The 22,972-nt window shown below is 51.1% G+C and carries 18 protein-coding genes; 14 read left to right on the forward strand and 4 right to left on the reverse strand.

The genetic code is table 11. The features are described from left to right. Positions 1-65 precede the first annotated feature (65 nt). The 11 genes from BW972_RS13575 to ftsZ are packed head-to-tail and all read left to right on the forward strand — an operon-like array spanning position 66 to position 14,059. The gene (locus tag BW972_RS13575; protein WP_040573407.1) at positions 66-488 is read left to right on the forward strand and encodes an FtsL-like putative cell division protein; all 423 of its coding nucleotides are present in this window, start codon (positions 66-68) and stop codon (positions 486-488) included. Beyond that, positions 478-2,577: a penicillin-binding protein gene (locus tag BW972_RS13580; protein WP_076422537.1), complete on the forward strand. Its 2,100-nt coding sequence runs from the start codon at positions 478-480 to the stop codon at positions 2,575-2,577. The genes BW972_RS13575 and BW972_RS13580 overlap by 11 nt, the downstream gene beginning before the upstream one ends. Further along, the gene (locus tag BW972_RS13585; RefSeq protein ID WP_007652470.1) at positions 2,577-4,043 is read left to right on the forward strand and encodes a UDP-N-acetylmuramoyl-L-alanyl-D-glutamate--2,6-diaminopimelate ligase; all 1,467 of its coding nucleotides are present in this window, start codon (positions 2,577-2,579) and stop codon (positions 4,041-4,043) included. The genes BW972_RS13580 and BW972_RS13585 overlap by 1 nt, the downstream gene beginning before the upstream one ends. Before the next feature lie 40 nt (positions 4,044-4,083). Next, positions 4,084-5,304 (forward strand): phospho-N-acetylmuramoyl-pentapeptide-transferase, encoded by a 1,221-nt coding sequence (gene mraY, locus BW972_RS13590; RefSeq protein WP_007652469.1) that lies wholly within the window; start codon positions 4,084-4,086, stop codon positions 5,302-5,304. Between the two features lie 5 nt (positions 5,305-5,309). Further along, on the forward strand, positions 5,310-6,653 hold the full coding sequence (gene murD / locus BW972_RS13595) for a UDP-N-acetylmuramoyl-L-alanine--D-glutamate ligase (RefSeq protein ID WP_007652468.1): 1,344 nt from the start codon (positions 5,310-5,312) through the stop codon (positions 6,651-6,653). Positions 6,654-6,680: 27 nt separating this feature from the next. Continuing rightward, positions 6,681-7,829 carry an FtsW/RodA/SpoVE family cell cycle protein gene (locus tag BW972_RS13600; protein ID WP_007652467.1) on the forward strand — a complete coding sequence of 383 codons (1,149 nt, stop codon included), beginning with the start codon at positions 6,681-6,683 and terminating at the stop codon, positions 7,827-7,829. Beyond that, entirely contained in the window at positions 7,822-8,934 is a 1,113-nt protein-coding gene (gene murG, locus BW972_RS13605) for an undecaprenyldiphospho-muramoylpentapeptide beta-N-acetylglucosaminyltransferase (RefSeq protein ID WP_076422538.1), read from the forward strand. The genes BW972_RS13600 and murG overlap by 8 nt, the downstream gene beginning before the upstream one ends. Next, complete coding sequence (murC, locus tag BW972_RS13610) at positions 8,931-10,325, forward strand: UDP-N-acetylmuramate--L-alanine ligase (protein WP_076422539.1); 1,395 nt, start codon at positions 8,931-8,933, stop codon at positions 10,323-10,325. The genes murG and murC overlap by 4 nt, the downstream gene beginning before the upstream one ends. 1 nt (position 10,326) lies before the next feature. After that, on the forward strand, positions 10,327-11,088 hold the full coding sequence (locus tag BW972_RS13615; protein WP_007652464.1) for a cell division protein FtsQ/DivIB: 762 nt from the start codon (positions 10,327-10,329) through the stop codon (positions 11,086-11,088). Between the two features lie 12 nt (positions 11,089-11,100). Then, positions 11,101-12,396: a cell division protein FtsA gene (gene ftsA, locus BW972_RS13620; protein WP_076422540.1), complete on the forward strand. Its 1,296-nt coding sequence runs from the start codon at positions 11,101-11,103 to the stop codon at positions 12,394-12,396. Positions 12,397-12,442: 46 nt separating this feature from the next. Further along, entirely contained in the window at positions 12,443-14,059 is a 1,617-nt protein-coding gene (ftsZ, locus tag BW972_RS13625) for a cell division protein FtsZ (RefSeq protein ID WP_076422541.1), read from the forward strand. A gap of 87 nt (positions 14,060-14,146) precedes the next feature. On the opposite strand, the gene BW972_RS13630 is transcribed toward ftsZ, so the two are convergent. The 4 genes from BW972_RS13630 to BW972_RS13645 all read right to left on the reverse strand — a co-directional run bounded on the left by BW972_RS13630 (position 14,147) and on the right by BW972_RS13645 (position 18,340). Next, positions 14,147-14,671 carry an NADPH-dependent FMN reductase gene (locus tag BW972_RS13630; RefSeq protein WP_076422542.1) on the reverse strand — a complete coding sequence of 175 codons (525 nt, stop codon included), beginning with the start codon at positions 14,669-14,671 and terminating at the stop codon, positions 14,147-14,149. Positions 14,672-14,818: 147 nt separating this feature from the next. Beyond that, a complete protein-coding gene (locus BW972_RS13635; protein WP_076422543.1) occupies positions 14,819-15,571 on the reverse strand; it encodes a succinate dehydrogenase/fumarate reductase iron-sulfur subunit in 753 nt (250 codons plus the stop codon). A gap of 123 nt (positions 15,572-15,694) precedes the next feature. Next, the gene (locus tag BW972_RS13640) at positions 15,695-17,629 is read right to left on the reverse strand and encodes a fumarate reductase/succinate dehydrogenase flavoprotein subunit (RefSeq protein ID WP_007652459.1); all 1,935 of its coding nucleotides are present in this window, start codon (positions 17,627-17,629) and stop codon (positions 15,695-15,697) included. 21 nt (positions 17,630-17,650) lie between these two features. Continuing rightward, a complete protein-coding gene (locus tag BW972_RS13645) occupies positions 17,651-18,340 on the reverse strand; it encodes a succinate dehydrogenase cytochrome b subunit (protein ID WP_007652458.1) in 690 nt (229 codons plus the stop codon). 228 nt (positions 18,341-18,568) lie between these two features. Here BW972_RS13645 and BW972_RS13650 point away from each other — a divergent pair, with 228 nt between their 5' ends. The 3 genes from BW972_RS13650 to fabD all read left to right on the forward strand — a co-directional run bounded on the left by BW972_RS13650 (position 18,569) and on the right by fabD (position 22,914). Next, a complete protein-coding gene (locus tag BW972_RS13650) occupies positions 18,569-21,331 on the forward strand; it encodes a T9SS type B sorting domain-containing protein (RefSeq protein ID WP_234986384.1) in 2,763 nt (920 codons plus the stop codon). Next, positions 21,331-21,759 (forward strand): thiol-disulfide oxidoreductase DCC family protein, encoded by a 429-nt coding sequence (locus BW972_RS13655; RefSeq protein ID WP_076422545.1) that lies wholly within the window; start codon positions 21,331-21,333, stop codon positions 21,757-21,759. The genes BW972_RS13650 and BW972_RS13655 overlap by 1 nt, the downstream gene beginning before the upstream one ends. A 273-nt stretch (positions 21,760-22,032) precedes the next feature. Continuing rightward, positions 22,033-22,914 carry an ACP S-malonyltransferase gene (gene fabD, locus BW972_RS13660; protein ID WP_007652455.1) on the forward strand — a complete coding sequence of 294 codons (882 nt, stop codon included), beginning with the start codon at positions 22,033-22,035 and terminating at the stop codon, positions 22,912-22,914. Positions 22,915-22,972: the final 58 nt, after the last annotated feature.

Genomic DNA, 22,972 nt, shown 5'->3' on the forward strand with positions numbered 1-22,972 from the left:
AGAAATAGAATAAAGAATCAACCAACAGTGTAGCATACCTAAATTCAACTATGGCTCCTAACCTGATGACTAAGACAGCTGCCGCACCCAAGGGGAACACGCCACGCGTGCAACCAGCGGAGGAGGTGAAGCCGGAGGTGAAGGCAAAAAAGAAGGGGTTTAGCCTGTTTAAGTGGCTGGACAGGTATACCAATGTTGATTTTCTGTTTCAGGAGGGCGTGCCGACTAAGTACCTGCCGCATGTGCTGTTCCTGACAGGTATCACGCTCTTCTACATTGGCAATACCCACTACGCCGAGAAGACCATTCGCAAAATAGCCAAGATCAAAGTAGAGACAGAAGACCTCCGGGCGGATTATACCACCCTGAAGTCTGATTATATGGGTGCCAGCAAGCAGTCTGAAGTTGCGCGCAATGTGGCCCCGTTGGGTCTGGTTGAAAGTTCATCTCCACCTTATCAAGTAGAAGTGCCGGCAGATGAATATTAAAAAGGAAATAGTATTGCGAGTGCGGATCGTGTTCTTGCTGGTCTGCCTTTTTGCGTGTGCTATCGTGTACAAAGTGGTGCAGATACAGGTGCTGGATGGTACTAAGTGGAAGCAGATCTCGAAAGAGCGCCGCATTCGCTACCAGCCGGTGCCGGCCACCCGTGGCAATATATACTCCGACAACGAGAGTATATTGGCCACATCGCTGCCGTTTTACCGCGTGGCGTTCGATCCGGCGATTGCGCAGACGGAGACGTTCAACGCAGGTATAGACTCGCTGGCTATGTTGCTTTCGCGCTTCTACAAGGATCAGTCACCGGAGCACTATCGTCGCAAGATCAAGAACGCAAGGCATGCCGGCAGGAGGTATATCAGGCTGAACAGCCGCCAGATCAATTACCAGGAGAAGAAGATGATGGCAAGCTGGCCGATCTTCCGGGCGGGCAAGAACAAAGGCGGGGTGATCTTCGAGAAAGTTGAGAAGCGCTTCAAGCCTTTTGGTATGCTGGCAGAACGAACGATCGGCTTTATAAATGAAGACAAGAACGGCGCGGGACTGGAGTACAGCTTCAATGGCGATTTGGCGGGCACCGATGGGGAGGCCCTTTTTGAGCGTATAGCGGGCGGTAACAAACCGATCTATGACGGTACGGAAGTGGCCCCGCAGAACGGCTATGATATTAAAACGACCATCGACATCAACCTTCAGGACGTGGCGGAGAACGCCCTCTACAAGGCGTTGGTGGAGAAGAACGCCGACTACGGTTGCGTGATCCTGATGGAGGTGAAGACAGGTGAGATAAAGGCGATGGCAAACTTAGGTAAAACCAAGGGCGGCTACATCGAAGACTATAACTATGCGGTTGGTAACCAAGGACGTACGGAGCCGGGCTCTACCTTTAAGCTGGCTTCCATGCTGGCTTTGTTTGAGCACACTGGCATGGCACTGACCGACACCGTGGACACGGGCGACGGCCGTTACCGCATCAAAAATACGACCATGACCGACGTGAAAATCGGCGGTTACGGTAAACTCACGACACAGGAGGTTTTTGAGAAATCTTCGAACATAGGTATAGCGAAGCTGATACAGGAAAACTTCGGTGACAACCAGCAGGCTTTTGTGGACTACCTGCATAAGTTCGGTCTGAGCAGCACATTGGGCTTCCAGATGGATGGGGAGGCAAGACCTTACATTAAGAACACCAGTGATAAGACCTGGTATGGCACATCGCTTACCTCCATGTCGATTGGCTACGAGATGAAGCTGGCGCCGCTGCAGACATTAGCCCTTTACAATGCCGTGGCAAACAACGGCGTGAAGGTGCAACCGATTATCGTGAAAGAGATTCGTCGCGCCGATCAAGTTATCCAGACCTTCCAGACGAGGGTGTTGAACGAGCGAATTGCTTCAGAAGAAACCATTAAAAAGGTGCGGACCATGCTAGAAGGTGTAGTGCAGAACGGTACCGCAAGGAATATCAGAAGTGCCGACTACAAAGTGGCCGGCAAAACCGGAACTGCCCGCAAGGTGAAAGACGGTAAATACGTGAAGCTCTACTCGACCTCGTTCGCCGGTTATTTTCCGGCTGACAATCCGAAGTACAGCTGCATTGTGATCATCGACAGCCCGAGAGGGGTGAACGTGTACGGCGGCGATGTGGCCGCGCCGGTGTTTAAGGAGGTGGCCGACAAGGCCTATGCCCGCGACCTGGCTATGCACCAGCCGCTGCGTGCTAGAGTGGTGCCGAACAAAGACAGTCTGCCACAGGTGAAAGCCGGCAGCCTGGATGATCTGGGTCTGATATTGAACAAGATCGGCGTGAGTAACCACTCCACCGCAACAAGCGATGACGAGTGGGTGCGCGTGACGCCGCAAATGCGCTCGCTGAAGTTTGAGCCGAACCCAGTAAGGGGCGGTCAGGTGCCGGACGTAACCGGTATGACGCTGCGCGACGCGCTGTTCATTCTGGGCAATCAGCACCTGAAAGTGAGTGTGGAGGGCATGGGCAAACGTGTACAGAAACAGTCTGTACAGCCGGGCACTGAAATTAACAAAGAAACTAAAATTACGATTGTACTGAGCTAATGCAGCTATTGCAGGACATATTGAAAGACGTTACCGTGCTGGAAAGCCACGGCCCGCTGGATGTGCAGGTCGAGTCAATAACCTTCGACTCGCGCCAGGTACAGCAAGGGGTGCTGTTCGTGGCCATGCGCGGCGTGCAGGTCGACGGGCACGACTTCATGGCGAAAGCCGCGGAGGCGAAGGCCGTTGCCATTGTGTGTGAGGAACTGCCGGCAGAACTGGCAAGTGGGGTTACCTATATCAAAGTTAAAAATAGCGGTCAGGCCCTGGGTTTGATGGCTTCTGCGTTTTACGGCCACCCGTCCCGCAAACTGAAGCTGGTGGGTGTGACAGGTACGAACGGCAAGACGACTTCGGTGACCTTGCTGCACAAGCTGTTCCGCGAGCTGGGCTACCATGTGGGCATGATATCCACGGTGCAGAACCAGATTGACGAGGAGGTGATCCCATCGACGCATACCACGCCGGACGCCGTGTCGCTGAACGCTTTGCTGGACAAGATGGTGAAGGCCGGCTGTGCCTACGCTTTTATGGAAGTGAGTTCGCATGCCATGGTGCAGCAGCGCGTGGCAGGTATAACGTTTGCCGGCGGTGTATTCACCAACATCACGCATGACCACCTGGACTACCACGGCACCTTCGATGAGTACATCAAAGCCAAGAAGTCTTTCTTTGATATACTGCCAGCCGGTGCTTTCGCCCTGATCAACGCCGACGACAAGCGTGGTCCGGTGATGGTGCAGAACACCAAAGCGGAGGTGCGCTATTTCTCGCTGCGCAAAGTAACCGACTTCAAAGCCCGCCTGATCGACAACACTTTGCAGGGCTTGCATTTGGAGATCGACGGTCACGAGATCTGGGCCAAGCTGATCGGCGCTTTCAACGCATACAATTTGCTCGGCGCTTATGGGGTGGCCGTGTTGCTGGAAGAAGACCCGATGGAAGCGCTGACAGTGCTTTCAAGTCTGAATACGGCGGCGGGTCGTTTCGACTACATCGTGTCGGAGACGGAGCAGATCACAGGTATAGTGGACTACGCCCACACGCCGGACGCGCTGGAGAATGTGCTGAACACCATTCAGCAGATCCGGACGCCGCTGCAGAAGGTGATAACAGTAGTTGGCTGCGGCGGTAACCGCGACGCAGGCAAGCGCCCGGTGATGGCCGACATCGCCTGCCGCCTGAGCGACAAGGTGATCCTGACATCCGACAATCCGCGCTTCGAAGAGCCGCAGGCTATACTCGAGGACATGCAGAAAGGGGTGAAGCCACTCGACTTCAAGAAGACCCTGAGTGTGCTGGATAGGAGAGAGGCCATCCGCACGGCCTGTATGCTGGCCGGCAAGGGCGATATCATTCTGGTAGCGGGCAAGGGCCACGAGACCTATCAGGAGATCAAGGGCGTGAAATACCCATTCGACGACAAACAAGTGCTGCAGGAAGCCCTGCAACAGCTTGGCAAATAGACAAACTTAAGAAAGACCAAAGGAAACGATTACCGAATAAATGCTTTACCACCTCTTTACATACCTTGACCGTGAGTACGACCTATTAGGGGCGGGTGTATTCCAGTACATCTCGTTCAGGGCGGGTATGGCAACGCTGACATCCTTGCTGATCGCGATGATGTTTGGCGGACGACTGATTAAGATTTTGCAGCGCAAGCAAGTAGGCGAAAGCATACGCGACCTCGGCTTAGAGGGTCAGATGGAGAAGAAAGGCACCCCAACCATGGGTGGTCTGATCATCCTGTTGGCTATCCTCGTACCGACACTTTTGTTCGCCCGTCTGGACAACATTTACGTGCTCCTGATGATCGTTTCAACGATCTGGCTGGGCTTGATCGGCTTCCTGGATGACTACATCAAAGTGTTCAAAAAGAACAAAGAAGGACTGGCCGGAAAATTTAAGGTGCTGGGTCAGATTGGCTTAGGAATTATTGTGGGTTTGACCCTATACTTTAGTGACGATGTTGTCGTAAGACAGTACATTTTCACCGATGGCTCTACCTCCGCCGTGAACGCCACGAGCAAGTGGGTAGACATCAAGTCCATGATTACAACCATTCCTTTCCGCAAAAATAACGAGCTCGATTACTGCAATTTGTTTTCTTTTGCCGGTCCGCTTTTCGCAGACTGGTCGTGCTACCTGTATATCCCGTTCGTGATTCTGGTGATCACGGCCGTGTCCAACGGCGCCAACATCACCGACGGGATCGACGGTTTGGCGGCTGGTACCTCGGCCATCATCGGCCTGACGCTGGCGATCTTTGCTTGGGTGTCCGGTAACACTATTTTCGCGGATTACCTGGACATCATGTTCATCCCGAACTCGGGTGAGCTAACCATTTTTGCGCTGGCCTTTGTGGGAGCCTGCGTGGGTTTCCTGTGGTATAACTCGTATCCGGCCCAAGTATTTATGGGTGACACCGGAAGTTTGGCCATTGGCGGTATCATCGCGGTGATGGCCCTGATCGTGCGTAAGGAATTGCTTATACCTATTCTGTGCGGCATTTTCCTGATCGAGAACTTGTCGGTGATGCTGCAGGTGAGCTACTTCAAGTATACGAAGAAGAAATACGGGGAGGGCCGACGCATCTTTAAGATGTCGCCGCTGCACCACCACTACCAGAAAAACGGCTACCATGAATCCAAGATCGTTTCGCGCTTTTGGATTGTGGGCATCATGCTGGCGATTTTGACATTGGCAACCCTGAAACTGCGATAGGAATTATGAAACTAGCGATACTCGGAGCGGGAGAAAGTGGCGTAGGGGCAGCATTGCTGGCCAAGGCGAAGGGACTTGACGTGTTCGTTTCGGACATGGGGCAGATCAAGGAGGTTTACAAAGCCAAGTTGGCAACAGCGGCTATACCTTACGAAGAGGGCACCCATACCTTTGAGCGCATCCTAGAGTCCAACGAGATCATCAAAAGCCCGGGTATACCCGACAAGGCGACCATTATTCAGGAGGCGATCAAAAAAGAGATTCCGGTAATATCGGAGATCGAGTTCGCTGGCCGGTATACCGACGCGAAGTTCATTTGTATTACCGGTACGAATGGCAAGACCACGACGACGCTACTGACTTACCACTTGCTGAAGAGCGCGGGTATCAACGTGGGACTGGCCGGTAACATCGGTGAGAGTCTGGCCGAGAAAGTAATTGACAACAAACACGAGTACTACGTGGTGGAGCTGAGCAGTTTTCAGCTCGACAACATGTACCAGTTCAAAGCACATATTGGAGTACTGTTAAATATTACGCCAGACCACCTTGACCGGTATGGCTATGACTTAAACAAGTACGCCGCCTCGAAGTTGCGCATTGCGCAGAACATGAGCGGCGCGGACTACTTTATCTACAACAACGATGATGATATTATCCGTAATGCGTTCGATTCTGCGTCTTTTGGCGGAACCACAATCCCATTCTCGCTCCAAGGAGCGGCAGGTACGAAAGTACTATGTGAAGGGACGCATGTAAAGGTTAACGTCAAGTTCTTTGAAGGCGACATTGACGCTTCCCGCTCTGCCCTGATCGGCAAGCACAATCAGTACAACACGATGGCCGCCGTAGCGGTCGCCAAACTGATGGGAGTGGAAGACAGCCAGATTGAAAAGGGGCTGGAGACGTTTGAGAACGCCGAGCACCGTTTGCAGGTGATCACGGTATCCAAGGAAGTTACATACATCAACGACTCAAAAGCGACCAATGTGGAAGCGGTGTATTATGCCCTCGAAGGTATAAAGCAGCCGATCATCTGGATTGCGGGCGGTGTGGACAAAGGCAACGACTACAGCGCGCTGCAGGATCTGGCCAAAGAGAAAGTGAAAGTGCTGGTGTGTCTGGGCAAGGACAACGACAAGCTGAAAGAAGCCTTCGGGCGCATAGTGCCGGTGGTGGTGGAAACGACTTCGATGGAGTATGCGGTGCGAATGGGCCGCTTGCTGTCGACACCGGGTGATGTGGTGCTCTTGTCACCGGCCTGCGCGAGTTTCGATTTGTTCAACAATTACGAGCACCGGGGGCAGCGCTTCAGGGAGGCCGTGGAGAAGATAGTTTTGAAAAAGTAAGATTTTTAATTTTTAGCCAAAGGTAATATGATCAAGCAGTGGTTACAGCGGAACCTGAAAGGGGACGCGGTGCTTTGGGGCATCGTGCTGATGTTCTCGCTTATCAGCATGGCAGTCGTATATTCGGCTACCGGTACCTTGGCGTACAAGCAAAAAGACGGTAACACGGAGTACTTCCTCTTCAAGCACTCCTCGCTGATCTTCATTGGACTAGCCTTCATGTGGCTAGCGCACAAGATCGATTACCGTTACTATTCCCGATTGTCGCTGGTGGCGCTTATTCTGTCGGTGCCGCTATTGCTCTATACCTTCTTTTTCGGTTCGAATATCAATGAAGCGTCCCGCTGGATTACCATCCCAGTGATCAACCAAACCTTCCAGCCTTCGGATTTGGCGAAACTGGCACTGATTTCCTATCTGGCCAGTATGCTTTCGAAGAAGCAAAACAACCTCGACGACTGGAAGCGTAACTTGCTGCCGATCTTTGCTTGGACTGGTTTTATCTGCGCCCTGATCGCGTTGACGAACACTTCAACAGCGGTATTACTGTTCCTGACCAGCCTCTTGCTGATGTTCATCGGACGTGTGCCGATGAAATCGTTGGCGGCTTTCGTGATAGCAGGCGCTATGCTGGGCGGTGTTGGTCTGGCAGCTGGTCAGCGTCTGGGCACAGCGATCAGCAGGGTAGAAGCCTTCTTCGATGAATCGGAAACCGCTTTTCAGCTCGAGCAATCCTATATCGCTATCGCAACAGGTGGCGTGGTGGGCAAAGGTCCGGGCAACAGCGATCAGCGCGATATTCTGCCGCACCCTTACTCTGACTTTATCTATGCGATCATACTGGAGGAATACGGGTTATTAGGTGGTGCTTTGGTGCTCTTCCTATACCTTGCCTTGCTCTACCGGGGCTTGGTGACGGTCACGAAAAGCAACGGTGCCTTTGGAGGCTTACTGGCAGCCGGTCTGAGTTTCAGTTTGGTGCTGCAGGGTATGATCAATATGGGCGTGGCCGTTGGGCTTGGTCCGATTACGGGTCTGCCATTGCCGCTTCTGAGTATGGGGGGGACATCCCTGATCTTCACAGGTATATCCATCGGGATCATCCTGAGCGTGAGCCGTACCGTGAAAGGAGAAGAGTCATTTAGTTCGACCTCAAAAGTGACGGCCAATGCCTAATCCGCAGCGTCCATATCGTTTCATCATTAGCGGTGGTGGCACTGGCGGGCACATTTACCCGGCCATCGCTATTGCCAACCAGATCAAGGTGGTGCACCCTGATGCGGAGATCCTATTTGTGGGAGCGATCGGGCGTATGGAAATGACACGCGTGCCGGAAGCGGGCTATAAGATTGTGGGTCTCTGGATCAGCGGACTGCAGCGCCGTCTCACACTGGACAATCTCTCTTTCCCCTGGAAAGTGATTTCCAGTATCCGGATGTCGAACAAGATCATCCGTGAGTTCAAGCCGGATGCCGTGGTAGGTGTGGGCGGCTATGCCAGCGGTCCGTTGCTGTATGCTGCGACTTCTAAGAAAATCCCGGCCCTGATTCAGGAGCAGAACTCTTATGCCGGCATTACCAACAAGCTGTTGGCAAAACGGGTGCAGAAGATCTGTGTGGCTTACAACAACATGGACGCCTTCTTCCCGGCTGAAAAGCTGGTCATGACGGGCAACCCGGTTCGAAAGGACATCATGGAGCTAGAAGGCAAGCGCCGCGAGGCCCTGTTGCACTTCGGGCTGACCTCTGAAAAGAAAACGATACTGGTGATAGGCGGAAGCCTTGGTGCCAGAATGATAAACCAAAGTATAGCCGCAGGCTTGCAGCAAATTGCAGACGCAGGCTATCAACTGATCTGGCAGACGGGCAGAGCATTCTATCCGCAGGCGCAGGAACTGGAGAAGCCTTTTACCGATGCAGGTATACGTGCCTTTGATTTCATCAGGCAGATGGGTCTAGCTTATGCCGCCGCCGATGTGGTGGTATCCAGAGCCGGGGCGCTCTCGATTTCGGAGCTGTGTCTGGCCGGAAAGCCAAGTATACTGGTGCCTTCGCCGAATGTGGCCGAAGACCACCAAACCAAAAATGCCATGTCACTGGTGCAGGAGCAGGCTGCCCTGTTAGTGCGGGATGCTGAAGCGCAGCAACAGCTTATACCTGCCGCCTTGGAACTGGCCGGTAACGAGACAGAGCAGCACCGTCTGGCGCAGAATATATTGAAACTGGCGCGGCCAAATGCCGCTGTCGATATTGTGAACGAACTGTTAAAGTTGATCAAGTGAGACTGGAAGATTATAGCTATATCTATTTCCTTGGCATCGGCGGCATCGGCATGAGTGCCATCGCCCGCTGGTTCAATGCCCGGAAGCTTCCGGTATGGGGCTATGACAAAACACGAACCCCACTCACTGAGGCACTGGAGAAGGAGGGCATCCGGGTGCATTATGAAGATGATGTAAACCAGTTGCCAAAAGAAATACTGGATAACAAAGAGACGACCTTGGTGGTACTCACGCCGGCTATACCTGCCGAGCACACGGAGTGGGCCTACCTGAAGACCCAAGGCTATACCATCAAGAAACGTTCGGAGGTGTTAGGCATTATCACCGGTTCGGCCTATACCGTAGCAGTGGCTGGTACGCACGGCAAGACGACAACTTCGTCTATCGTGACACATTTGCTGCACGAAGGCGGCGTGGATTGTTCAGCTTTTCTGGGAGGTATAGCAACCAACCTAAACTCGAATCTTTTAATCGGAAAAGGTACGGCTGAGCAGGAGACGATTGTGGTAGAAGCCGACGAGTATGACCGTTCGTTCCTGACGCTTTACCCGGACATAGCCATTGTGACTTCGGCCGACCCCGATCACCTGGATATTTATGGTGACAAAGAGGAACTGATCAGAACCTTTCAGAAGTTCATCAGTCAGGTGAAACCAGGCGGTTTCCTGATTTTGCATAGCGACACTGATCCACGTCTGCTTGAAAAAGTGCAGGAGGGTGTGCGGGTGATTCGCTACAGCTTGGACGAGGGTGAAGGGCATGTGCAACAGCTTGAAATACAGGGATACAGCTTCTGTTTTGATACAGAAACACCCTTTGGTAACATAGCACGTTTGGTACTCGGTTTACCCGGATATCATAATGTGGAGAACGCCCTGGCTGCACTGATAGCGGGTCAGATCATGGGCGTGTCAGACGACAGACTGCGTGATGCTTTGGCAAGTTACAGAGGTGTGAAGCGACGCTTCCAAGTGATATACGAAGGGCAGGGCAAAGTATACATCGACGACTATGCGCACCACCCGAAAGAGATCGATGCGTTCATGACGTCTTTGCGTGCCATTTATCCGGACAAAAAGCTGACAGTGGTGTTTCAGCCGCATTTGTTCAGCCGCACCCGCGACTTTGCAACCGAATTTGCACAAAGTTTGAGTGCTGCTGACGAACTGATCTTGCTGGATATATACCCAGCACGGGAAAAGCCAATTGAAGGTGTGACTTCAGAAATGATTTTGGGCTTGATAAATGGTCCGAAAAAAAGACTTTTGCATAAAGAGGATGTGGCGGCTTATTTAGCTGAAAACACTGATTTTGAGGTATTGGCAACAGTTGGAGCCGGTGATATCGATACATTAGTAAAGCCTATAAAAAATATTTTAGAAAATAACTGAAATGGGCTTGAATAGTAAAATAAAATCTTTAATTTTTGCATGTTGTAGCGTGGTTACGATCGCCGCTCTTGCAGGATTTGCCTCTTCTCGCCAAAATGAAAAAAAGTGTGAGAAAGTGTCAATAAATATTGATAATGAGTACAACAATTACTTTATTGGGGAAGAGGAAGTAAGAGATCTCCTAACCCGAGAAGGTGAACGAAAACTGGAAGGTTTGCCCAACCAGGAGATCGATCTGAAAAACCTTGAAAAACGTATCGAAGCACATAGCTTTGTGAAAGAAGCAGAGGTTTATAAAGGTCTCGACGGCAACATCAAAGTAAGTATTAAACAGAATAGGCCTATAGCTAGAATTATACGACCAGATCAAGATGTCTACATCGACGCAGAGGGTAATATGCTGCCCCTGTCCGACCGATATACCGCTCGTGTAATACCCATTACGAAGACCCAGTCCGGCAGACCGTTCGGCAGGGATTTCTTTCAGGACTCTACAGGCCAGGCCTATATTTCCTTGCTGCGTTTCATTGAAGCCGATCAGTTTTGGAAAGCCCAATTAGCCCAGATGCATATCGATGAAAAGGGCAAAGTTTCTTTTCTGCCACAGGTAGGGGAACACACCATTGAGTTTGGGAAGCCAAATGACATGGAACAAAAATTTAAAAAGTTGATGGTCTTTTATAAAGAAGTACTGCCCGTGATGGGCTGGGATAAATATAAGAGAGTCAATGTTGAGTACGAAGATCAGATTATTTGTGAATAACATATACAGCATATGCAGAACGACAAAATAGTAGTAGGCTTGGACATCGGCACAACCAAAGTTTGCGCACTTGTTGGTCGGAAGAATGAGTATGGAAAGCTGGAAATCCTGGGGATGGGCAAAGCCATCTCGGAAGGGGTGGTACGTGGTATTGTCAGCAATATCGACAAAACCGTAGAGGCGATCAGAAAAGCCGTTCAGCAGGCCGAAGATCAGGCGAGCATCAACATCAAGGTGGTGAACGTGGGTATTGCCGGGCAGCACATCAAGAGCCTGCAGCACAATGGCAGCATTACCCGCCAAATGACGGATGATGAGATAACGGTAGAGGATGTGAACCGCCTGACAAATGACATGTACCGACTGGTGACCCCTCCGGGAAGCGAGATCATCCATGTGATGCCGCAGGAATACAAAGTAGACTATGAAGAAGGTATAGTGGACCCGGTAGGTATGTCGGGTGTCCGTCTGGAGGGTAACTTCCATATCATCACCGCACAGTCTAATGCGATCAGCAACATCAACAAATGCATCGCCCGTGCCGGACTCGAGATTGATAACCTGATCCTGGAGCCGCTTGCTTCCAGCATGTCGGTACTGAGCGACGAGGAGAAGGAAGCCGGGGTGGCGCTGGTTGACATTGGCGGTGGTACGACAGACCTTGCTATTTTCAAAGACAATATTATCCGCCATACGGCAGTTCTTCCTTTTGGGGGCAATATCATCACATCTGACATTAAGCAGGGCTGCATGGTGATGCAGAACCAGGCGGAGCAGCTGAAAGTGAAGTTTGGAAAGGCGATTGCCGACGAAGCTTCAGAAAACGAGATCGTTTCGATCCCGGGCTTGCGTGACCGTACGCCTAAGGAGATCTCTCTGAAGAACCTGGCCTATATTATTGAGGCGAGAATGGAAGAGATTGTGGAACTGATCTACTCGGAAATTGTTCGTTCAGGGTATAGCAACAGCCTGGCAGCCGGTATCGTGATTACAGGGGGAGGCGCTCAGCTTCAAAACCTGGTGCAACTGGTAGAATACATCACCGGCATGGATACCCGCATTGGCTATCCGAACGAGCATCTGGGCAAGTCGAAGATCGATGCCGTGAAGAGCCCGATGCACGCAACGGGTGTAGGGCTGGTGTTGGCCGGCTACCAGTCACTTGACCAGCGTGAAGAGAAGCATGTGGAGGTGCAGCAGCACGAAGAGTATAACAGAGTGGTAACAACAAAGACCGCCAGCAAAGAAAGCAGCGGCAAGGGATTGCTTGACAGAATTAAAGGACTTCTGTCAGACGATATCGATTAGTAAGAAGCATAATTATTAGAAACCCATAATAGCAGGAGATTTTAGTATGACATCAATGTACAGTTTTGACCTGCCGGCAAGCGGTAAGTCCATCATCAAGGTGATTGGCGTCGGGGGCGGTGGCAGCAACGCGGTTAACCACATGTATAACCAAGGTATCAAAGATGTGGAATTCGTGATCTGTAATACAGATATGCAAGCGCTGAAAAGCAGCAGTGTTCCAAATAAACTACAAATAGGCTTGAACCTGACTGAAGGTCTTGGCGCCGGTGCCAACCCTGAAAAAGGAAAACATGCAGCGCTGGAGAGCAAGGAAGAGATACGAGAGTTACTGAGCAACGATACCAAGATGGTGTTTATCACGGCTGGTATGGGTGGTGGTACAGGTACAGGTGCAGCTCCGGTTATCGCAAAGGTGGCTAAAGAACTCGGTATCCTAACTGTGGGTATCGTTACAGCTCCTTTCGTTTTTGAAGGAAAGAAGAAAAAGACTGCCGCTGAGAACGGTATCAAAGAACTAAGCGAAAACTGCGACACAATACTTGTTATCCTCAATGATAAGCTGCGCGAGATGTTCGGTAACCTGACCATTCGTGAGGCTTTCTCCAAAGCTGACAATGTGTTGACAACAGCCGCTAAATCTATTGCTGAGATTATCACCGTTACAGCCGAAGTGAACGTTGACTTTGAGGACGTGAAGACTGTAATGAAAGACTCTGGGGCTGCAGTGATGGGTTCTGCAACTACAGAAGGTGAGGGCCGTGCCCTGCGTGCTGCTGAAGAGGCGCTTTCTTCTCCTTTGCTGAATAACACTGACATTCACGGTGCTCAGAGAATCCTCCTTTCAATTATGTCTGGTGAGCAGGCTGAGCTTGAAATGGACGAATTGACTGAAATCACTGAATATATCCAGGATAAAGCCGGACAGGAAGCTGAAGTTATTTTCGGTCACGGTATCGATTCCTCACTTGGTCAGAGTATTCGTGTAACTGTAATTGCTACTGGTTTTGCCAGCGATGCAGAGGTTATCATTGAACCAAAGAAAACGGTATTTGACCTGGATAGCCAAAAAAAAATTGAAGTAGCAGAGCCAGCCAAGCCAGAGCAGCCTAAAATGGTGAACTTTGTGCCTGAGCCAGTAGTAGCGCCTGTTGTGACACCACAACCTCAGCAGCCGGTGCAGCAGCAGTTTGAAATTCGTCGCCCGGTGGTGGAGCAGCCGCAACAGCCAGTTCAACCGCAAGCGCCTCAGCAACAGCAGTACCAGCAGCCGCAGGCCCCACAGCCACAGCAGCCTGTACAGCAACAACCGCAGCGCCGTGTTTTTAACCTGGAGGGTTCTACTACGCAGGAGTTCAGCAACGGCTTTGGTGTGCAGCAACAAGAAGACTATGCCACACGTGAGGCAAAGCGCCTTGAAGCTGAGCGTGAGCTGATGAAGCAAAAAGCGATTGAGCGCCGTGAGCGCCTGAAAATGCTGAGCGCCGACATGACCACGAGCGAAGCGATGAAAGAGAAGCTGGACGTACCGGCTTACCTGCGCCGCAATGTTGCCCTGGATTCAGTTGCACACTCTTCTGAACGCAACATATCCCGTTTCAACCTAAACGATGACAACGAGATACTAGGCGACAACCGCTTTCTGCATGATAATGTAGACTAATTTTAATCCTGTTTTCTAATAATGTGAAGAGCCCGCTGTCAAAGCGGGCTCTTTTTTTATACCTATACCTACACAACAACCTGGCTATTAGAAATGGATGAATTGATCAATCTGCTGTTTTAGCAGTTCCAGGTATAGCTCGTTTGTGATAGCAGCGCCATCGAAGTTCTTCTCAATTTGTGCCAGGCGCGGTTTTAGCGCCAGTACGTGCATACCCAGGTAATTGAAGATATCTGTCAGGTGGCTCATGGCCAGGCCACTGCCTTGCACTCCGGATGAGAGGCCAACCAAGGCTGCCTTCTTGTTGCGAAAAGTGTTTGGGTAGGAAAGGCCATCAATAAAAGCCTTGAGCACACCTGGGAAAGAACCGTTGTATTCTGGAACAATGAAGACAAACTTATCTGACTCACCGATAAGCGCGCTCAGGTCGTTAAAGGCTTGGTTTGTGCCGATGTTATCATACAGGGCTGAAGTCGTAAAGTCAGCCGGAAGATTAGCCAGATCCAGTATTTGGTTGCCAACCTGGCGTTCATCCAGCAGTTTCGCGTAAAGTTTGGCAACTGCTGTGGAGTTAGAGGATGGCCTGTTAGTGCCCGTTATAATGGTGATCATAGTATTGTGTAGTGTCCTTTTGTAAACAGACGCTAGTCTCTACGGTTTACAGAAAAGTGTAGATGTCAGAATATTTGTGCTAATATAAAAGCAAAAGGCGAGAACAGTTTCCTGTCTCGCCTTTTGAGCTAAATAGAATCAGGTGAACTATACGTTCTCAGAGCTTGCTTTAGCACCAAGATACTCACGGTTCAACATGGCAATGTTGTCTAGTGAGATGCCTACCGGGCACTCAGCAGCACAAGCACCTGTATTAGAGCAGGCACCAAAGCCTTCTACATCCATCTGTGCTACCATGTTCTCTACACGTGTCTTGGCTTCTACTTTACCCTGAGGCAGCATCGCCAGCTGCGATACCTTTGCACTGACAAACAGCATGGCAGAGGCATTCTTACAAGCAGCTACACAAGCACCGCAACCGATACAGGTAGCTGCATCAAATGCCTTGTCAGCAATTGTCTTAGGTATAGGAATTTCGTTTGCGTCAGGTACACCACCCGTGTTTACGGATACATAACCACCGGCCTGCTGAATGCGGTCGAAGGCAGAACGGTCAACGATCAGGTCTTTGTGTACTGGGAAAGCCGCTGCTCTCCAAGGCTCGATTGTGATGGTATCGCCGTGGTTAAAGTGACGCATGTGCAACTGGCACGTGGTTGTGCCGCGCTCCGGACCGTGAGCCCGGCCGTTGATGAACAAGCTGCACATACCGCATATACCTTCGCGGCAGTCATGGTCAAAGGCAACAGGCTCTTCACCTCTCACCAGGAGTTCTTCGTTGAGCACGTCCAGCATTTCCAGGAAAGACATATCCGGGGATATGTTCTTAAGCGTATAGGTTACCAGCTGACCTGCAGTATTTCTATCTTTTTGGCGCCAAATCTTCAATGTGAGGTCCATTGGTTTAGCATTTGGATTACTTCCAGCCATTTCTTTATTAATTACGAATTAAGAATTACGAATTAAGAACTTCAATCATCTGTTTCCCAGATCTATTATTCATTCTTAATTATTAATTATCCATTATTTATAGCTACGCTGCGTCAGCTTCACGTTCTCAAACTTCAGCTCTTCCTTGTGCAGGATTGGCTCGTTGCCTACCCCTGTAAACTCCCAGGCGGCTACGTAAGCATAGTTCTCGTCATCACGCAGGGCTTCGTTTTCTGGTGTCTGGTACTCCTCACGGAAGTGACCGCCGCATGACTCATTTCTGTTCAGTGCGTCGTCTACCATCAGTTCACCCAGTTCCAGGAAGTCGGCTACGCGGTGCGCTTTCTCCAGTGTCTGGTTCAGCTCTTCGTTTACACCAGTCACTTTCACGTTCTGCCAGAACTCGTCGCGCAGCTTGCGGATCTCCTGCTTGGCAAACTGAAGACCTTCAGCATTACGGGCCATACCGCAGTAGTCCCACATCAGCAAACCAAGCGCTTTATGGAAGTCATCTACTGTGCGGTTACCTTTGATAGACAGTAAGCGATCGGTAGTGGCTTTTACATTTTGCTCTGCTTCTTTAAAGGCAGGGTGATCAGTGCTTACTTTGTCGTAAGGCGTCTGAGCCAGGTAATCACCGATTGTGTAAGGAATTACAAAGTAACCATCGGCCAGACCCTGCATGAGGGCAGAGGCACCAAGGCGGTTGGCACCGTGGTCAGAGAAGTTACACTCGCCAGTAGCGTACAGACCAGGGATGTTGGTCATCAGGTTGTAATCCACCCAAAGGCCACCCATGGTATAGTGCACGGCAGGGTAAATGCGCATCGGTTTTTCATACGGGTTTTCATCCGTAATCTTGGCGTACATGTCAAACAGGTTGCCATACTTGGCAGCGATTGCTGGTTGTCCCTCGCGTCTGATTGCATCAGCAAAGTCGAGGTATACGGCCAGTCCAGATGCGCCCACGCCACGTCCTTCGTCGCACATCAGTTTCGCGTTACGCGAAGCTACGTCACGTGGTACCAGGTTACCGAAGGCAGGGTACTTACGCTCCAGATAGTAATCACGATCTTCTTCTTTGATATCGTTTACAGTGATCTCACCTTTGCGCAGGCGCTGGGCAATCTCCACCGTTTTAGGAACCCATACACGTCCGTCGTTACGCAGGGACTCTGACATTAGCGTCAGTTTCGACTGGTACTCACCGGATACAGGTATACAGGTTGGGTGAATCTGCGTGAAGCAAGGGTTAGCGAACAAAGCCCCTTTCTTATGCGCTCTCCAGGCCGCCGTAGCGTTAGAGCCCATCGCGTTAGTAGAAAGGAAGAAAACGTTACCGTAACCACCTGTTGCCAGCACTACAGCATGTGCACTGTGCGACTCAATTTTACCAGTGATCAGGTTACGCACCACAATACCGCGGGCTTTGCCGTCCACCATTACGAGGTCCAGCATCTCCGTGCGTGGGTACATCTTTACCTTACCGTAAGCAATCTGACGGTTCAGGGCAGAGTAGGCACCCAGTAGCAGCTGCTGTCCGGTCTGGCCGCGGGCGTAGAAAGTACGGGATACCTGTGCACCACCAAACGAACGGTTAGCCAGCAGTCCGCCGTACTCACGGGCGAAAGGTACACCTTGAGCCACGCACTGGTCGATGATGTTCACTGACACCTGAGCAAGGCGGTATACGTTTGCCTCACGGGCGCGGTAGTCACCACCTTTGATGGTGTCGTAGAACAGACGGAAGATCGAGTCACCGTCGTTCTGATAGTTTTTTGCGGCGTTGATACCACCCTGTGCAGCGATAGAGTGCGCACGGCGAGGGGAATCCTGGAAGCAAAACGCTTTCACGTTATAGCCTAGTTCGCCGAGTGTGGCAGCAGCAGAAGCACCGGCAAGACCAGTACCCACTACAATGATGTCGTATTTACGTTTGTTGGCTGGGTTTACCAGCTTCACATTGAATTTATGCTTATCCCATTTTTCAGCTAAGGCGCCTTCCGGGATTTTTGAATCTAATATCATAGCAACTAATGAAAGTTTATGTTATGCAGCGAAAAAGAAATAAATCGGAATGATGGCAAAGCCAAAGCAAACCGCTATAGAGAATACAACACCGAATGTCTTAATGAACGGGGTGTATTTTTTGTGCGTCAGGCCCAGTGACTGGAAGGCACTCTGGAAGCCGTGGATCAGGTGATAAGCCAAAGCGATCATGGAAATTACGTAGATCAGCACATACCACCAGATTTGGAAAGACTGCACCACCTTCAGGTAAAGGTTGTCATAGTCTACATTCTCAATCACAACACCCTCCAGGCCACCAGCGGCACCAAAACGAGCCGGAACGAAGAAGTTCCAGAGGTGAATGATCAGGAATACGAGAATCACAGTACCTAAAAGGCCCATGTTACGGGAAGACCACGTGCTGTTCTCCTGCGGATGATTCTCTGCGTATCCAACAGGGCGGGCTGCTTTGTTACGGCGCGTCAGTACAAGCGCATCGTAGATGTGAAACACAAATCCCAGAACCAATACAATTTCCATGGTGCGGATGATCGGGTTATTCGCCATGAAGTGAGAGTACAGGTTAAATGTCACGCCGTCATCACCTTTGAATAGCGTTAAGTTACCTATCAGGTGCACTACCAGGAAAGAGCACAGGAAAAGACCTGTGATAGACATGATGATCTTGCGGCCGATTGTACTGGAAAACGTTTTAGTAAACCAATTCATCTGTATTTGTTAGAAGGTTAAGTAATGAATGCTTTTTAATGCCCAAAGGTACAAGCGGAGCCCGTATAAAACAATTAAATAGCATATTTTGAATCAATCTAAATTGCAATGCGTAGGACTGAAAACCATATATTATAAACCCACTTTTCTTGTGATTGTTGATAATAAAAAGGTAAAAATTCAGTTTTCATTTTACCTTTGTTCAGCGCCAAACCTAACTCTACGCTTATGCCAAATAGTTTACGCTTGAGCTGTTGCTTGCCTGGCCGCATTGTGCTGTTGGTATTGATGTTGTTGTTGGGATATGCATACGAGGCGCAGGCAACACATATCAGGGCGGGAGATATTACAGCCCGCAGGGACACAGGTCCCAACCCCAATCCCCGGAAGTTCTTCTTCACCATGGTGATGTACACCAAAACCAGCTCCCCGGCCGATGATCCCTTTGTTTTTATTTCGATGGGTACAGGGGAGACAGTGCGGGTAGAACGGCAGTCTGTAACACCGGTAAAGCCGGATGTAGACCGAGAAGTATTTGTGTGGGAGTATATTTTCCCGGCCAATGGTACCTATCCTGTCACATGGGTAGGGGAAAACCGCAATGGGGGCATCCTGAACATGGCCGCTCCAACCGATCAGCTTACCTTTTCTATTACGACCACAGTTTCGATCAACCCGCTCCGTGGCCTGAACAGTACACCAGTACTCACCGTGGCACCTATTGACGAAGCGACTGCTGGTGAGCGCTGGGTACATAACCCAGGGGCTATTGATGACGATGGAGATAGTCTGGCATACAAACTGATACAACCGCAGCACCGCAATCAGGCTACTGGCACGATCACCAACGTGCCTGGCTACCGCGATCCGCATACGGTGGATAACTGTCGCAACTCCGCTAACACCGGGCCTTCTACTTTTACCCTTGACCCTATCACCGGACAGTTAACCTGGGACGCGCCCTGCCGACTGGGTGAGTATAACGTAGCCTTTGTGGTGGAAGAGTGGCGTGTAACAGGCGCCGCACCCGTGCTGATCAGTACGGTGGTGCGCGACATGCAAATCCTGGTGGTGGATGCCCGTAACCGTCCGCCGGTGCTGGTTCCCCGCGACACCTGTATCGTAGCTGGCGAAACGCTGCGCACTACCATCACAGCTACTGACCCTGACGGTCACCTGATCACGCTTACTGCGCCTGGTACCGGTGGTGTTCTGCCACCTGCCACCTTCAACGTGACCGTTAACCAGCCTGGCCGCGCAGCAGGACAGCTGGTATGGAATACTTCCTGCAACGATGTGCGTGCCAACCCATATCAGGTAATTTTCAGGGCAGAGGATAACCCGCCGCCGCCATCGAGGCAGCTGGCTGACCTGCAGCCTTATCGCATCAGAGTCATTGGACCGCCGCCTCAAAACCTGCTGGCAACCGGACAGGACCGTACCGTGCGGCTGACCTGGGACAGCTATATCTGTCAGAATGCCGCAACCATCCGGATCTACAGGCGCGAAGGACCCTCTGGCTGGACCCCCGGCCCTTGCGAAACTGGCGTGCCTGCCAGCACGGGCTATGTGCTGATAGGAGAGGTGGGCAAGGATGCTACTGAGTTTTTGGATGATAACAACGGGCAAGGGCTGGCAGCAGGCGCAGAGTATTGCTATGTGATCTATGCTGAGTTTCCAAGACCGGCTGGCGGACAAAGTATCGCTTCGCTGGAGGCCTGTGTTGTAATAGAGCGTGACATACCTTATATCACAAATGTAACAGTAGACCGCACCGACGTGACTAACGGACAGATTACCGTCCGCTGGACGCAGCCGGGGCCAGGAATCGAACGCCTCAATCCACCATTTGAGTACCGACTGTACCGTAAGACAAGGCAGGAGCCAGGCGGAGCCTATCAGCGGGTATTTACTTCCCGCAGACTGAGCGACACCGTCTATGTGAACAGCGGCTTGAATACAGAGGAAAACGCCTATCGATATAAACTTGAGTTCTACAGTACCACTGCACCAGGTGGCGCTACACCGGATATGCTGCGCGATTCGACATCCGCCTCCAGTGTGCGACTGGCTGCCGAAGCACAGAGTACAGGCGATGAACTGGGTGTGACACTCAACTGGACCTATAATGTGCCGTGGCGTAACGAAGTGCTGGAGCACCAGATCTTCCGGGTAGTGGGAGATGAACTGGTGCAGGTAGGCAGCGTAGCAGCATCAGCTAGCAGCGGCACCTTTACCGACAATGGCACTGCCGCCGCCCCACTGGAGCGAGGCCAGACCTACTGCTACGTGGTACGCACCCAGGGCACTTACCAGATAGACGGTCTGCCGGAGCCACTGCAGAACCTGAGTCAGGAAGTGTGCGTGGAAATACCACTGGTGATCTGCCCGCCTGAACTGACCCTGGATGTGCTCAACTGTGAGGCTTTCTTTGCAAACCCAACCCGGCCACCTTACCAGAATGTGCTGAACTGGGTGCCACAGATCGAAAATGGATGCACGGATGAGATCGACTTCTATACGGTATACTTCAGAGGACCAGGCGAAACGGATTATCGCGCCATTGCCACGACGAAAGAGACCACCTTTACCCATACCGGGCTGGAGTCTTTTGCGGCTTGCTACTACGTGACGGCCACCAGTCTGGCGGGAGAGGAGAGCGAGCCAAGCAACGAAGAGTGCAAAGACAATTGCTTCTTCTTTGAGCTGCCGAACATTATCACGCCTAACGCTGACGGCAAAAATGATGTGTTCAAGCCAGATCCAAGGGCTGCGTTTATTCGCTCCACTACCTTCAAGGTATTCAACCGATGGGGCGTGAAGGTATACGAAAGCAACTCAGATGCGTATATCAATTGGCCAGGCACCGATAACGATGGTAAGCGCCTCACAGATGGGGTTTACTATTACGAGGCCGAGGTTGAGTTTATATCCATTGACCCGAACCGCAGCCGCAGTAAGTACAAAGGCTGGGTAGAAATAGTACGCTAATGACAAAAGATGAACTGGACCGGCTGCAGGGTTTGCCCATCGTGTTTTACGATGGAACCTGCGGCTTTTGCCAGGCCAGCATACAGATCGCTTTAAAGTATAACACGCGGCAGAACCTGCATTTCGCCGCTTTGCAATCCGGATTGGTGGAACAACTCGTGCCGCAGCAGCTGGTGCCTGATCCTCTGCCCGATTCTATTCTTTTCTTTGAAAACGGCCAGCTCTATACGGAGTCTGAAGCCGCCCTCCGCATTGCCCGCCATCTCAATTTTCCGTGGTCGGGGCTTTACTATTTCAGGTTTATTCCCTTATCTTTCCGCGATTTTGTGTATCGCTTCATCGCGAAACACCGCTACCGCATAGCAGGACGCAACGAAGCCTGTATGTTGCCCAGCCCCGAGGAGAGGGCCCGGTTTGTAGCGTATTGAATTGTTAAATTGTTGATGGTTAAATTGTTGTTGGGTCTTACTTTGGCCGAGCAGCTAAGAGCTTTGTTGCTACCCCTTATACCTTATGCAGGTATAAGCGAGGTAGGTATAGACAATCGGAACGTTGATTATACCTGAAAACTCAAACAGGTCGGCAGGTATAGGCGCAGGTCAGGTATACATCGGACCTCGCAGCATGTACCTGGCTTTTCAACCATTTAACAATTTACCCACTCAACAACCAGCAACTAACTATCAACAACTAATATTAGCATGAAAAAGGCATACGTTTTCCCGGGACAGGGTTCGCAGTTTGTGGGCATGGGCAAGGACCTGTATGAGCAGCACGAGACTGCCCGTCAGCTTTTTGACAGAGCAAACGAGATTCTGGGATTCAACATTACAGACATCATGTTCGGTGGTACAGATGATGAGCTGAAGCAAACCAGAGTGACACAACCGGCTATCTTTCTGCACTCAGTAGCACAGGCGGCTGTTGCCCAGGATTTCAATCCGGATATGGTCGCTGGACACTCACTGGGTGAGTTTTCGGCTTTGGTAGCCAGCAAGGTGCTGAGCTTTGAGGATGGCCTGAGATTGGTATATAAAAGAGCGATGGCGATGCAGGCAGCCTGCGAGGCCAATCCGTCTACCATGGCGGCTATCCTTGGTCTGGACGATGCGAAAGTAGAGGAAGTATGTGCCTCAGTTGAAGGTGAAGTAGTGGTGGCGGCGAATTACAACTGTCCGGGTCAGCTGGTGATCTCGGGCACTAACAAAGGGATAGAAATCGCCTGCGAGAAGATGAAGGAAGCCGGTGCTAAGCGTGCCTTGCCACTACCTGTGGGCGGCGCTTTCCACTCCCCGCTGATGAAGCCGGCGGAAGAGGAGCTGGCCAAAGCCATTAAAGAAACGACTTTCAGCCAGGGCATCTGCCCGATTTATCAGAACGTGGACGCTCAGCCGCACACTGATCCGCAAGAGATCAAGCAGAACCTGATCAGCCAGCTGACAGCCCCGGTACGCTGGACGCAATCAGTACAGCAAATGGTGGCTGATGGCGCGACGCATTTCGTAGAGTGCGGCCCAGGCAAGGTATTGCAGGGATTGGTTAAAAAGATAGAACGTACGGCTGAGGTGAGTTCAGTGGAATAAAACCTTAAAGCAAGACATAAAAAAAGACCATTGTGGCTGCTGCTGCAATGGTCTTTTT

The sequence above is a fragment of the Pontibacter lucknowensis genome (genome assembly GCF_900156415.1).
GTDB classification, from domain to species: domain Bacteria; phylum Bacteroidota; class Bacteroidia; order Cytophagales; family Hymenobacteraceae; genus Pontibacter; species Pontibacter lucknowensis.